The sequence below is a fragment of the Isoptericola sp. NPDC055881 genome, from assembly GCF_053615895.1.
Genome location: NZ_JBSHCR010000012.1, coordinates 23,034 through 35,887, shown reverse-complemented (window position 1 = coordinate 35,887; position 12,854 = coordinate 23,034). Strand labels below are relative to the sequence as shown.

The 12,854-nt window shown below is 74.1% G+C and carries 15 protein-coding genes; 8 read left to right on the top strand and 7 right to left on the bottom strand.

Annotated features, from left to right (window positions below):
• Window positions 1–112: 112 nt before the first annotated feature.
• On the bottom strand, window positions 113–535 hold the full coding sequence (locus tag ACWGKI_RS06125) for a hypothetical protein (RefSeq protein WP_452185516.1): 423 nt from the start codon (window positions 533–535) through the stop codon (window positions 113–115).
• 90 nt (window positions 536–625) lie between these two features.
• Here ACWGKI_RS06125 and ACWGKI_RS06120 point away from each other — a divergent pair, with 90 nt between their 5' ends.
• A complete protein-coding gene (locus tag ACWGKI_RS06120; RefSeq protein WP_452185515.1) occupies window positions 626–1,171 on the top strand; it encodes a Rieske (2Fe-2S) protein in 546 nt (181 codons plus the stop codon).
• A 95-nt stretch (window positions 1,172–1,266) separates the two neighbouring features.
• Here ACWGKI_RS06120 and adhP read toward each other — a convergent pair whose 3' ends face one another.
• Complete coding sequence (adhP, locus tag ACWGKI_RS06115) at window positions 1,267–2,298, bottom strand: alcohol dehydrogenase AdhP (RefSeq protein ID WP_380241761.1); 1,032 nt, start codon at window positions 2,296–2,298, stop codon at window positions 1,267–1,269.
• Window positions 2,299–2,576: 278 nt separating this feature from the next.
• On the opposite strand from adhP, the gene ACWGKI_RS06110 reads away from it, so the two are divergent.
• From ACWGKI_RS06110 to ACWGKI_RS06085, 6 genes are all read left to right on the top strand, one after another.
• Entirely contained in the window at window positions 2,577–3,791 is a 1,215-nt protein-coding gene (locus ACWGKI_RS06110) for a histidinol-phosphate transaminase (protein ID WP_380241763.1), read from the top strand.
• On the top strand, window positions 3,791–4,393 hold the full coding sequence (gene hisB / locus ACWGKI_RS06105) for an imidazoleglycerol-phosphate dehydratase HisB (protein WP_380241765.1): 603 nt from the start codon (window positions 3,791–3,793) through the stop codon (window positions 4,391–4,393). The genes ACWGKI_RS06110 and hisB overlap by 1 nt, the downstream gene beginning before the upstream one ends.
• 4 nt (window positions 4,394–4,397) lie before the next feature.
• The gene (locus ACWGKI_RS06100) at window positions 4,398–4,934 is read left to right on the top strand and encodes a hypothetical protein (RefSeq protein ID WP_452185512.1); all 537 of its coding nucleotides are present in this window, start codon (window positions 4,398–4,400) and stop codon (window positions 4,932–4,934) included.
• A 167-nt stretch (window positions 4,935–5,101) separates the two neighbouring features.
• On the top strand, window positions 5,102–5,773 hold the full coding sequence (hisH, locus tag ACWGKI_RS06095; protein ID WP_452185572.1) for an imidazole glycerol phosphate synthase subunit HisH: 672 nt from the start codon (window positions 5,102–5,104) through the stop codon (window positions 5,771–5,773).
• Window positions 5,774–5,822: 49 nt separating this feature from the next.
• A complete protein-coding gene (gene priA / locus ACWGKI_RS06090; RefSeq protein WP_452185510.1) occupies window positions 5,823–6,554 on the top strand; it encodes a bifunctional 1-(5-phosphoribosyl)-5-((5-phosphoribosylamino)methylideneamino)imidazole-4-carboxamide isomerase/phosphoribosylanthranilate isomerase PriA in 732 nt (243 codons plus the stop codon).
• Complete coding sequence (locus ACWGKI_RS06085) at window positions 6,551–7,363, top strand: SseB family protein (protein ID WP_452185508.1); 813 nt, start codon at window positions 6,551–6,553, stop codon at window positions 7,361–7,363. The genes priA and ACWGKI_RS06085 overlap by 4 nt, the downstream gene beginning before the upstream one ends.
• A gap of 6 nt (window positions 7,364–7,369) precedes the next feature.
• Here ACWGKI_RS06085 and ACWGKI_RS06080 read toward each other — a convergent pair whose 3' ends face one another.
• The 5 genes from ACWGKI_RS06080 to ACWGKI_RS06060 all read right to left on the bottom strand — a co-directional run bounded on the left by ACWGKI_RS06080 (window position 7,370) and on the right by ACWGKI_RS06060 (window position 11,296).
• Window positions 7,370–8,206, bottom strand: a complete 837-nt coding sequence (locus tag ACWGKI_RS06080; RefSeq protein ID WP_452185506.1) for a S1C family serine protease — start codon at window positions 8,204–8,206, stop codon at window positions 7,370–7,372.
• Window positions 8,203–8,811: a hypothetical protein gene (locus ACWGKI_RS06075; protein ID WP_380241773.1), complete on the bottom strand. Its 609-nt coding sequence runs from the start codon at window positions 8,809–8,811 to the stop codon at window positions 8,203–8,205. Before ACWGKI_RS06075 ends, ACWGKI_RS06080 begins: the two co-directional genes overlap by 4 nt.
• Window position 8,812: 1 nt before the next feature.
• A complete protein-coding gene (locus ACWGKI_RS06070) occupies window positions 8,813–9,199 on the bottom strand; it encodes a DUF1844 domain-containing protein (protein ID WP_380241775.1) in 387 nt (128 codons plus the stop codon).
• A gap of 91 nt (window positions 9,200–9,290) precedes the next feature.
• Window positions 9,291–10,808, bottom strand: coding sequence for a catalase (locus ACWGKI_RS06065; protein ID WP_380245560.1), 1,518 nt, complete (start codon window positions 10,806–10,808; stop codon window positions 9,291–9,293).
• A 32-nt stretch (window positions 10,809–10,840) separates the two neighbouring features.
• Entirely contained in the window at window positions 10,841–11,296 is a 456-nt protein-coding gene (locus tag ACWGKI_RS06060) for a Fur family transcriptional regulator (protein WP_452185503.1), read from the bottom strand.
• Between the two features lie 381 nt (window positions 11,297–11,677).
• Between ACWGKI_RS06060 and infC the strand changes: the two genes are divergently transcribed.
• A complete protein-coding gene (infC, locus tag ACWGKI_RS06055) occupies window positions 11,678–12,778 on the top strand; it encodes a translation initiation factor IF-3 (RefSeq protein WP_452185570.1) in 1,101 nt (366 codons plus the stop codon).
• Window positions 12,779–12,854: the final 76 nt, after the last annotated feature.

Here is a 12,854-nt window from a genome sequence, read left to right as displayed (position 1 = left end):
GAGGTCGGCGTACGGGTCGTCGGGGTGGCTCACCCTCCCGATCGTAGGGTGCGCCGCCGACGGGCGACGGCAGCTCTCCACAGCCCGCGCGGCGGCTCGTCCTGGAGCGCGGTCAGCGCACGTACTCCCGCAGGAGCGCGACCGCCGACCCGACGACCGTGACCACCTCGGAGGCCGCCGCGAGGAGCTCGTTGGTCCCGGCGAACGTCTCGTTGACGCCGTAGAACCCGACCGTCGTCGAGAGGACGAACGCGAGCAGGGTGAGGCCGCCGAACCCGATCCCGCCGACCAGGGGCAGCCAGTGCCGCCAGATCACCAGCGCCGCGGCGAGCACGACGCCGGCCACGGCGTTGAGCAGGAAGAGAGGGCCGACGACGGCGATCGTGTCGTAGCCGTCGAGGTACAGCAGCACGTGGATCACGGCGGACACCAGGGCTCCCGCGGCGGCCACGGCGCGCCACACCCGCGCGAAGGGGCGGCCGGGCGGTCCCCCGGCCCGTGGCCGCGGTGGCACTGCGCTGGGCGTGGAGTCCATGATGATGATGCTCCCACTCCTCGGGCCCGCCGTCTCCGGAGCGGACGCGCATGTTGACGGGCCCCCTGGACCACACCCCTCGGAGGCTCGATGCCCAGCACCCCGACCACGACGTCCGCGACGCCCGAGGCGCCCGTGAGCCCCGCCGCCGAGACGCCCGGCAGCACTGCACCCGGGGCTCCGCTGACGGCGCAGCGTTGTGCCTGCGGGCCCACACGTCGGCAGGTGCTGCGCGGCACCGGGGCGGTGGCGGGCGCCGTCGCCGGCGCGGGCGTGCTCGCCGCCTGCGTCGAGCAGAAGCCGACCCCGGAAGAGGCCGCGGCGTCCGCGAGCGCGGCCGGGGCGGGGACCGTCGTCGTCGCGCTCGCGGACGTGCCGGTGGGTGGCGCCGTGTCCGCGAAGGTGGGCGGCCAGGACGTGCTCGTCACCCAGCCGACGCAGGGGGAGGTGCACGCCTTCAGCGCGATCTGCACGCACGCCGGGTGCACCGTCGCGCCGGGTGACGGGGAGCTCCTGTGCCCCTGCCACCAGTCGCGCTACGCGCTCACCGACGCCGCGGTCCTGGGCGGCCCTGCTCCTGAGCCGCTGCCCGCGATCCAGGTCGAGGTCTCGGGGTCCGACGTCGTCCTGGCGTGAGGTCGTCCTGGCACGAGGTCGTCCTGGCATGAGGTGGCGGGCGACCGGGCCCGGCGGTGTCGTCCGGCCCGGTCGGCCCGCGGAGGCAGTGCCGGTCAGCCCCGCATGTCCATGACCACCCTGCCGTCGATGGTGCCCGCGATCATCTCGTCGAAGATCGCGTTGATGTCGCCGAGGGGGCGCACGGAGTAGGTCGGCGCGACCTTGCCACGGGCGAAGAAGTCCAGCGCCTCGGCCATGTCCTTGCGCGTCCCGACGATCGAGCCTCGCACGGTGAGGCCGAACAGGACCGTGGTGAAGATGTCCAGCGGGAACTTCTCCGGGGGCAGCCCCACGAGCGAGACGGTGCCGCCACGGCGGAGAGCCCCCACGGCCTGGGGGAACGCGTGCGCGTTCACCGCCGTCACGAGGGCGCCGTGGACGCCTCCGCCCGTCCCCTCCCGCAGCTCCGCGGCCGCGTCGGCCGACGTCGCCGCGTTGACCGTGACCTCGGCACCGTGCTTGCGCGCCAGGGCGAGCTTCGTCTCGTCGACGTCGACCGCGGCGACGCGGCGGCCCATCGCGACCGCGTACTGGACGGCGATGTGGCCGAGCCCGCCGATGCCGGAGACGAGCACCCACTCGCCCGGCTGGGTGTCGGTGACCTTGAGGCCCTTGTAGACGGTCACTCCGGCACAGAGGATCGGCCCGACCGCCGACAGGTCGACGCCGTCGGGGATGATCGGCGCGTACCGCGAGTCCACGAGCATGTACTGGCCGAAGGAGCCGTCGACCGAGTAGCCGCCGTTCTTCTGGTTCGGGCAGAGGGTCTCCCAGCCGGTCTCGCAGTACTCGCACTCGCCGCAGGCGCTCCAGAGCCACGCGTTGCCGACGGTGTCGCCGACGGCGAGCCGCGTCACCTGGTCGCCCACTGCCACGACGTGGCCGACCCCCTCGTGGCCGGGGACGAAGGGCGGGGTCGGCTGCACCGGCCAGTCGCCGTGCGCGGCGTGCAGGTCGGTGTGGCACACGCCGGTGTAGTCGACCTTGACGAGGGCCTCGTGGGGTCCAGGGGTGGGGACCTGCCGGTCCTCGACGGAGAGCGGCTCGCCGAACGAGCGGACGACCGCGGCTTGCATGGTGCTCATCTCAGACTCCCTTCAACGGGGCCCTCGGGTCGGACCCCCCGGCGTGCTGTTGCTCCTTCGACGGTAGGCAGGAAAGGGGTGCCGCTGCTCTCCCAATGCTTGTGAAGCCTGTCACAAGCCGCAGGGTCAAGCCGTTCGATGCATGTGAAGTCGTTCACAAGCGCTGGATCCGGAGCGCTGCCGGGCGCCGAGTGTGCGAGCCCGGGCGGCGGCGCAGCCCGACGGCCGAGGGGCGGACGGCGGGCCCCGACGTCCTGGCGGTTCCGTAGACTGCCCGTGTGACCACCCCTCTGTCCGCCCCGGCGCCCGCGGGCGGGGTCGACGGCGCGCGGCTGCCGTTGCGCCCGGAGCTCGCCGACGAGGTGCCGTACGGCGCCCCGCAGCTCGACGTCCCCGTGCTGCTCAACGTCAACGAGAACCCGTACGCGCCGTCGGAGGCCGTCGTCGCCACGATCGCCCGGTACGTCGCCGACGCGGCACGGGGGCTCAACCGCTACCCGGACCGCGACTTCGCCGCCCTGCGCGGGGACCTGGCCGACTATCTGGCGCTCGAGTCCGGGGTGCGCGTCGCGCCCGAGCAGGTCTGGGCCGCCAACGGCTCCAACGAGGTCATGCTGCACCTGCTGCAGGCGTTCGGCGGCCCCGGACGCACGGCGGTGTCGTTCGCGCCCACCTATTCCATGTACCCCGAGTACGCCAGGGACACCCATACCCGCTGGGTGACCGGTCGTCGTGAGACGGACTTCACGCTCGACGTCGACCACGCGGTCGCGACGATCGAGGAGGTCCGGCCGTCGGTGGTGCTGCTGGCCAGCCCGAACAACCCGACCGGCACCGCGCTCCCGCTCGCGACCGTGGAGGCGGTCCTGGCCGCCGCGGCCCGCGTCGAGGTGCCCGACGCGCCCGAGCACGCCGGGCGGCGTGCCGGCGCGGTCGTCGTGGTGGACGAGGCCTACGCCGAGTTCCGGCGCCCCGGCACCCCGTCCGCGCTGGAGCTGCTCGCCGGGCACCCGCACCTCGCCGTCACGCGCACGATGTCGAAGGCCTTCGCCGCGGCGGGCCTGCGGCTCGGCTACCTGGCCGCGTCGCGGGAGCTCGTCGACGCCCTCCGCGTCGTGCGGCTGCCGTACCACCTGTCCGCGGTGACCCAGGCGGCCGCGCGCGGCGCCCTGGCGCACCACGACGAGCTGCGCGCCCAGGTGCGCGGCCTGCGCGACGAGCGCGACGACCTCGTGGCCTGGCTGCGGGCGCAGCGCGTCGACGGCCGCCCCCTGCGGGTGGCCGACTCCGACGCGAACTTCGTGCTGTTCGGGACGTTCGACGACCGGCACGCCGTCTGGCAGCGCCTGCTCGACCGCGGCGTCCTGATCCGGGAGACCGGCCCGGAGGGCTGGCTGCGGGTCTCGGTGGGCACACCCGCGGAGAACGCGGCCTTCCGGGCCGCCCTCACCGAGGTCGTCACCGGCGCCGACGCGCCCGAGAAGGAGGACTGATGCAGCACCGCACGGCCCGCGTGGAGCGCACGACGAGCGAGTCGAGCGTCGTCGTCGAGCTGGACCTCGACGGCACCGGGCGCACGGAGATCTCGACCACCGTGCCGTTCTACGACCACATGCTCACGGCGCTCGGCAAGCACTCCCTGATCGACCTGACGGTGCGTGCCACGGGAGACACCCACATCGACGCGCACCACACCGTCGAGGACGTCGCGATCGTCCTGGGGGAGGCCCTGCGCGAGGCGCTCGGCGACAAGCGCGGGATCTCGCGCTTCGGTGACGCCACGGTGCCCCTGGACGAAGCGCTCGCGCTGGCGGTCGTCGACGTGTCCGGCCGCCCGTACCTCGTGCACTCCGGCGAGCCGGAGGGGCAGGAGTACCACCTCATCGGCGGCCACTTCACCGGATCCCTCACGCGCCACGTGCTCGAGTCGCTCGCGCACCACGCGGGCATCTGCCTGCACGTACGGGTCCTCGCCGGTCGCGACCCGCACCACATCGTCGAAGCCCAGTTCAAGGCGCTGGCCCGTGCGCTGCGCGCCGCCGTCGCCCCCGACCCCCGCGTCGAGGGCGTCCCGTCCACGAAGGGTGCGCTGTAGCCGCATGACCACCGATCGCGACCAGCACCAGGACGTGCCGGACGAGCTGCCCGAGGGCTTCGAGGTCCCCGACGACCTGTCCGGGCTCGACGGCGCGTCCGCCGACCCCGAGCTGGCGGTCCTCATCACGCAGATCGCCGGCGCGGAGCCGTTGGCGGCCGCCTGTGCGCTCGCGGAGCTCGACGTCGACGCCGCGCCCACGCCGGTGGGCGCCCTCGCCGTCCTGCGCGACACCGGCGGCGACACCCCGGCCCGCGCCGCCGCGTCGATCTCGAAGCTCGTCGCCGGGGTGCCTCTCGTCCTCGTGACCCGGCGGGGCGAGCAGCTCACGTGCGTGCGCTACGCGGACGGCGCGGCAGAGGGCGAGCTCCCGCCCGGCCTGGTGCTGGGCGGCGCGCCGGAGGCTCTCGAGGACCTCGTCACGGGGCAGCTCACCGTGGCCGACCTGCCCGGCGTCGTGCCGTCGGCGAGCATCGGCCGGTTCAAGGCGATGCGGATGCTCACGGGCGCCGCGCGCAAGGCTCGCAAGAAGCAGCAGTAGGGAGTCACATGCCGGAGACGACGCCGGGCACGACGCCGGGCACGACGCCGGACCCCGCCGGTCAGGGGGAGCGACGGCCCGATCTCGCGGCCGCGCAGACGGCCGCGGGCATCGCGCCGCTGCTGCCGCACGGGGGTGCCGCGGCGGACCTCAACCCTGCGCCCGCGGTGGCACGTGCCGACGGGCGACGCCGGGTCGTGGTGCTCGACTACGGGTTCGGCAACGTCCGGTCGGCCGTGCGCGCGCTCGAACGGGTCGGCGCCGACGTCGAGCTCACCGCCGACCTGACGCGTGCCACCGAGGCCGACGGCCTCGTCGTGCCCGGGGTGGGCGCCTTCGCCGCCTGCATGGCCGGGCTGCGGGCCGTCCGCGGCGACCAGGTGGTCGACCGCCGTCTCGCCGGAGGCCGGCCCGTGCTCGGCATCTGCGTCGGCATGCAGGTCATGTTCGACGCGGGGGTGGAGCACGGGGAGCGGGCCGAGGGGCTGGGCGAGTGGCCGGGCGTGGTCGAGCGCATCGACGCGCCGGTGGTGCCGCACATGGGCTGGTCGCCGGTCGAGGTGCCCGAGGGCTCTCGCCTCTTCGCGGGGGTGGAGCACGAGCGGTTCTACTTCGTGCACTCCTACGCGGCACAGGAGTTCACCCAGGGGCACGACGGCGAGGCCGACCCGCGGTACACGCCCCCGCTGGTCACCTGGGCGCGGCACGGCGCTCCCGGCTCCGAGGCACGGTTCGTCGCGGCCGTCGAGAGCGGACCGCTGTCCGCCACGCAGTTCCACCCCGAGAAGTCCGGCGACGCGGGCGCGACCCTGCTGGAGAACTGGGTCCGCTCGCTCTGACACCCCGCCGGACCACCCACCACGCACCGAAGAGCTGGAGAGACACCCCATGACCGAACGCCTCGTGCTGCTGCCCGCCGTCGACGTCGCCGACGGCCAGGCCGTCCGCCTCGTGCAGGGAGAGGCCGGCTCCGAGACGTCCTACGGCGACCCCCTGGCCGCCGCCCGCGACTGGCAGGCGGGCGGCGCCGAGTGGATCCATCTCGTGGACCTGGACGCCGCCTTCGGACGCGGGTCGAACGCCGAGCTGCTCGCGCAGGTCGTGGCCGAGCTGGACGTCCAGGTCGAGCTGTCGGGCGGTATCCGTGACGACGCGTCGCTCGAGCGCGCCCTGGCCACGGGCGCGCGTCGCGTCAACATCGGCACCGCCGCCCTCGAGGACCCGGAGTGGACCGCCCGCGTCATCGCCGAGCACGGCGACGCGGTCGCGGTGGGCCTGGACGTGCGCGGCACCACCCTCGCCGCCCGTGGCTGGACCCAGGAGGGCGGCGACCTGTGGGAGGTTCTCGCCCGCCTCGACGACGCCGGGTGCGCGCGATACGTCGTCACGGACGTGACCAAGGACGGCACGCTGCGCGGCCCGAACGTCGAGCTGCTGCGGGAGGTCGCCTCGCGCACGCCCGCGAAGGTGGTCGCGTCGGGCGGCATCTCGTCGCTCGCCGACCTCGAGGCGCTGCGCGCCCTCGTGCCGGACGGCGTCGAGGGCGCCGTCGTGGGCAAGGCGCTGTACGCCGGGGCGTTCACGCTTCCCGAGGCGCTCGACGTGGCGGGTCGGCCGTGACCGGCCCCGCCGCCGGACCGCAGGACGGCGGCGACGGCCGCGCGCTCCCCGGCCACCTGAAGTCCATCCAGCCCACGTCGCAGTTCGCGGGCGACGACGGCACCGCCGACCCGGAGCTCGCGCGTCTGCTGCGGGCCCACGCCGACGGTGCCGGCGCGCTGCAGGAGGTCGTGCGCCGCCTCGCGGCCACCCGGGTGCTCGTCCCCGTCCTCGCCGAGCTCGCCGTGGCCGACGTCGTCGAGCACGAGGGCCCGTCCGGCACGCAGGAGCTGCACGTCGACAAGGAGGCCGCCGCGGGCGTCGTGGCGATCGAGGCTCCCGACGGCCGCCGCGCGCTGCCCGTCTTCACGTCCGTCGAGTCGATGCGGGCCTGGCGTGCCGACGCCCGTCCGGTGCCGGTCGAGGCCGCGCGTGCGGCGCTGTCCGCCGTCAGCGAGGACTGGTCGCTGCTCGTGGTGGACCCCGCCGGGCCCGCCACCGCCCTCGTGCCCCGCCCCGCGGTGTGGGCGCTGGCCCAGGGCGAGGAGTGGCGTCCTGCGCTCGTCGAGGGCCCTGGCGGCGCGGTCGAGGTGGAGGCGGAGGTCGCGACAGCGGTCGCCGACGCCGCCGCCCCCGTGCAGCACGTCGTGCGGGCCCATGCCGAGCGGGGCCGCCGCGCCGAGGTGGCCGTGGTGCTGGCCCTGGACCCGGGCCTGGACCGTGCCGGGCTGGACCGGGTCCTCGCGCAGGTGAACGCCCGGCTCGGCGCCTCGAGCGTGATCTCCTCGCGCGTCGACTCCCTGGAGCTCCGGGTCGGCGCCGCGCGCTGACCGCCGCTACCGGGACGGGGGCGGGGTCTCCTCGGTCGGCTGCTCGGTCGGCTGCTCGCTCGGCTGCGCGGTCGGCTGGTCACAGGGTGGGAGCGGCTGGAACCCGTCGGCATCGTCGAGCACCCGCTCCAGCGTGGAGACGGGCACCAGCAGCGACCGGTCGTCGGAGGTCTTCGCGTAGACCACGCCGATGACGCGGCCGTCCGCGTCGAGGGCCGCGGACCCGGACGAGCCGGGCTCGACCGGCGCGTCCGTGAGCAGCACCTCGCCCAGGTTCTCGTGCAGAGGGTCGGTGGTCGGCCCGATCACCTCGCCCGCCGTGACGGTGAGCCGTCCGCCCTCGGGGTAGCCCACCACGGTCACGGCGTCGCCCGGCTCGGGGTCGGCACGGGCGAGCGTCGGGTGGCTGGGCAGCGGGTCCGCGGTGCGTACCAGTGCGAGGTCGGCCAGGGACGCGCTGCCGGCGGCGGCGACCTCGAGGTCTCGACCGTCGTACGTGCTGACCTCGAGCGACTCGGAGTCCGCCACGACGTGCCGGTTGGTGATCAGGGTGTGCTCGTCCACGGCGAACCCTGATCCGGTGGACAGGCCGTCGCACCCGACGTTGCGGATGCGCACCGCCATCCGCTGCACGGTGTCGAAGCCGTCGGGGGACAGCGCCTGCGCCCCGCGCGGGTCCAGCGAGGGTGGCGCGGAGGCCGTCCCGCCCGTGGGGACGACGTCCTCCGGGACGGGACCGGGCACCGACGGCAGGACACCGCAGCCGGCGAGAGCGGTCGCGAGGAGCGCGACGGACGCCGTGCGGGCGGCGCCGGACGCCCGCGGTGCGCCCGGTCGCCTCACTGATCGAGCTCCTGCTTGAGCTGGTCGCTCGCCTTCGACGCCTGCCGGCACAGCGTGCCGACGTCGGCGGCGAACCGGTCGAGGTCCTTCGCGTCGTACGCGTCCCGGTCCTCGAGGGAGGTGATGAGCCGGGCCTGCGCGTCCACGCAGTCGCCGAGGGCCGTGGTCACGACGCCCGCGGCCTCGCTCACCCGCTTCTGGTAGTCGAGGTACTGCTGCGAGGCGACGTTCTCGTCGCCGAGCTGGGCCTTCTCGTTCGCCAGGTCCGTGATGCGGGAGGTCGCGGTCGCGAGCTGCTCGCGGGCGGCGACGAGCTCGGCGTCGGTGGCGTGCAGCTGGGCGTCGAGGTCCGCGACCCGGTCGGCGTAGCCACGGGCCTCGTGCTCCCATGCCGCGCTGTGCTCCTGCCAGCGCGTCGTGGTGACCCACAGGTACGCGCCCAGGCCGAGCGCGAGCGCGAGCAGCACGGCCAGGACGACGACCACCGTCGTGCGCCGGTCGTGATGCTCGTCGTGGCGCCGGGCTGCCCCGGCGCCGGCACCGGGCGGTACCGCCGGGCCCGGCGGCGGGTCCGGCGGCGGCGGCCAGGCGGACGGCGTGGACATGTCAGACGACGGAACCCGTGTACTTCTCGCCCGGGCCCTCGCCGGGAGCGTCGGGGACGACGGACGCCTCCCGGAACGCCAGCTGCAGGGTGCGCAGCCCGTCCCGCAGGGAGCGGGCGTGCTGGTTGCCGACGTCGGGGGCGCTCGCCGTGACCAGTGCGGCGAGCGCGGTGATCAGCTTGCGCGCCTCGTCGAGGTCGAGGTGGTCCTGCGCCTCGGCGTCCTCGGCCAGGCCGCACTTCACGGCGGCCGCGCTCATGAGGTGCACGGCGGCGGTCGTGATGACCTGGACGGCGGGGACGTCGGCGATGTCGCGCGTCGCGTCGTCCTCCACGGTCGTGGCCGGGACGGCGTCGGGGGAGGGGGTCGCGTCGGGGGTGGTGCTCATGGGGTCCATCTTCGCATCGGGGCGGGTGGGTGACGACGGCCGAGGCCGGGCCCCGACGGGACCCGGCCTCGGCGTGCGCGTGGTGCGTCGGTCAGATGCCGACCGGCTCCACGTCGGGACCGGAGCCGACGGCGACTGGCCGGGGCGTGCGCCCGGCCTCGACCTCGGCGCGCAGCTTGGCGCCCAGCTCGGCGTCGACGTTGGTCCAGTACTCGTAGAACCGCTCGCGGATCACGTCGATCGTGATCGCGAGGCCCTGGCCGGTGAGGGTCTCGAGGAATCGCGCCTTGGCGGCGTCGTCGAACACCTCGCGGTAGAGCGTCCCGGCCTGGCCGAAGTCGGAGTCCTCCGCGTGCAGCGTCTGGGCGGAGCGCAGCAGCGCGCCGTCCGACTCCCAGGCGGACTCGACGCCGCGCTCCGGGTCGGCCGACGGGCCGCCCACGGCACCGAACGAGTTCGGGGTGTAGACGCGGTGCTCGGGTCCGTTGAAGTGGTACTGCATCGGGCCCTCGTGCATGTAGTTCGACACGGAGGCGGCGTGCGGCTGGTTGACCGGCAGCTGGTTGAAGTTCGCGCCGATGCGGTGGCGGTGCGCGTCGTTGTAGGCGAACACGCGGGCCATCAGCATCTTGTCCGGCGAGATGCCGGTGCCGGGCACCTGGTTGCCCGGCGAGAACGCGGCCTGCTCGATCTCCGCGAAGAAGTTCCGCGGGTTGCGGTTCAGGGTGAACGTGCCGACCTTGATGAGCGGGTAGTCCGCGTGCGGCCACACCTTGGTCATGTCGAACGGGTTGAACCGGTAGGACTTGGCGTCCTCGTAGGGCATCACCTGGACGTTGACGTCCCACGAGGGGAACTCGCCGCGCTCGATGGCCTCGTACAGGTCGCGGCGGTAGTAGTCCGCGTCCTCGCCGGCGATGCGCTCGGCGTCCTCGGCGCCGATGTTCTCGACACCCTGCTGGCTGATGAAGTGGTACTTCACCCAGAAGCGCTCGCCCTCGGCGTTGACCCACTGGTAGGTGTGCGAGCCGTAGCCGTTCAGGTGGCGCCAGGACTTCGACAGGCCGCGGTCGCCCATGACGTAGGTGACCTGGTGGGCCGTCTCGGGGGAGAGGGTCCAGAAGTCCCACTGCATGTCGGCGTTCCGCAGGCCGGAGCCGCCGAGCCGCTTCTGGGAGTGGATGAAGTCCGGGAACTTCATCGCGTCACGCAGGAAGAAGACCGGCGTGTTGTTGCCGACGATGTCGAGGTTGCCCTCGGTCGTGTAGAAGCGCAGCGCGAAGCCACGGACGTCGCGCCAGGTGTCGGGGGAGCCCTGCTCGCCCGCGACGGACGAGAAGCGCAGGAGCGTCTCGCTCGTCGCGCCCTTCTGGAAGACCGCGGCGCGGGTGAAGCGCGACACGTCCTCCGTGACGACGAGCTCGCCGAAGGCGCCGCCGCCCTTGGCGTGGGGGTTGCGCTCGGGCACGCGCTCCCGGTTGAACGAAGCGAGCTTCTCGACCAGGTAGCGGTCGTGCAGGACGGTGGGCCCGTCCGCGCCCACGGTCAGCGAGTGCGCGTCGCTCGCCACCGGGGTGCCGGTCTGCGTCGTCGTGAACGGCGTCGTCATGTGATGACGTCCTCTCTCAGGGGGTTTCCGGTTCAGATGGTGGTGCTGGTCGCGGCTGCCGGGACGGGGTCGGCAGCGCAGGCGGGGCACAGGCCCCAGAAGGTGACCTCGGCGAGGTCGACGGCGAAGCCGCTGGTCGCGCTCGGCGTCAGGCAGGGCGCGTGCCCCACCGTGCAGTCGACGTCCGCGACGGCGCCGCACGAGCGGCACACCACGTGGTGGTGGTTGTCGCCCGTGCGCCGCTCGTACCGGGCGGGGTGCCCGGCAGGTTCCATGCGACGCAGGAGCCCGGCCGACGTGAGCGCGTGCAGGCAGTCGTAGACGGCCTGCACGGACACCGAGCCGAGATCGGCCCGCACCGCGCGCACGACGTCGTCCGCGGTGGCGTGCTGGTGCTCCGAGAGCGCACGGAGGACGGCGAGCCGGGAGCCGGTGACGCGCAGGCCGTGCTCCCGGAGCAGCAGGTCGTCCGTCCTCGCCGTGGTCATGGCGCCGACCCTGCCACACTTTCTGGAACGATTCCAGTAAAGCCCATGGGGCGGTCCGGGCGGTCCCGGGCCGGGCCGACGTCGAGCGGCGCAGGGGCGGCAGGTGGTGGCCGGGTGCTGGCCGGGAGGCGCTCGTCACAGCGACCGACGTCGAGGCGAACGCGTGCTAGCCTTAATGGCTGACCGACCTGGTCCGTGCGTACGACGCTCCGAGCGAGCGTCGTCGTCGGGTCCAGGTGCATCAAGTGGATCTCATCCCACCCGAGCACCGACCGAGCGCCCCGGCGCCGACAGGGGCCGGGTCCCGGTCGGGGGCTCCTCGTGGGCACCCGCCTCGGTCGTCGGAGCGCTCGCGCCCCGGCGTCGGTAGATGGCCTCCACCTGTGCTCAGGTCGGGGGCCTTTCCCGTCCCTGACGGTCTACCGACGAGTTCCTAGGAGCATCACCATCAGCGAGCCTCGCATCAACGATCGGATCCGCGTCCCCGAGGTCCGACTCATCGGCCCGGGCGGGGAGCAGGTCGGCGTGGTCGCCACGGGAGTCGCCCTGAAGCTTGCCCAGGACGCCGACCTCGACCTCGTCGAGGTGGCCCCGGACGCCCGTCCGCCCGTCGCCAAGCTCATGGACTTCGGCAAGTTCAAGTACGAGTCGGACATGAAGGCGCGCGAGGCGCGGCGCAACCAGGCGAACACGGTCCTCAAGGAGATCCGGTTCCGCCTGAAGATCGACCCGCACGACTACGGCACCAAGAAGGGCCACGTCGTCCGCTTCCTCGAGGCGGGGGACAAGGTCAAGGTCATGATCATGTTCCGTGGTCGTGAGCAGTCCCGCCCTGAGATGGGCGTGCGCCTCCTGCAGCGGCTGGCGGAGGACGTCGCCGAGCTCGGCTTCGTCGAGTCGATGCCGAAGCAGGACGGGCGCAACATGACCATGGTGCTCGGCCCGGTGAAGAAGAAGGCCGACGCCAAGGTCGAGCAGCGCAAGCGGTCCACCGAGATCAACGCGCAGCGCAAGACCAAGTCGGAGGTCAAGGCCGAGGCGCGTGCGCGCGCCGAGGGCGACGTCGCGCCGGTCGACTCGCCGGTCGACACCGAGCCCGCAGCGCCCGCGGAGACCGTCGAGCCGGTCGCGTCGGAAGCGCCCCGGACGCCGGCCGTCGAGGAGTCCTCGGTCGCCACGGCGAGCGAGCCGACTCCTGCGCCGGAGCCCGAGCCGACCCCCGAGCCCGAGCCCACCCCCGAGCCCGAGCCGAAGCCGGTCGACGAGCCCGTCGCCGAGCCGAAGCGTGCGGCCACGCCCAAGCCGGCGGCCGAGAAGAAGCCGACGGCGGAGAAGAAGCCGGCAGCCGAGAAGAAGGCGAGCGCCCCGGCGCCCGCCCCCCGGCCTGCCGCGCCCAAGCCCGCCTCGGCGGGTGCCGCCAAGCCGGCGGCCCCGCGGCCTGCGGCACCTCGGCCGAAGCCCAGCCCCCGCCCGGGACGCTGACGCTACTGACCATCTAGGCACCGGGTCGGCCTGCCGGCCCCGGTCCGCACACGTCACCCGCCCACCCGGGCGGATG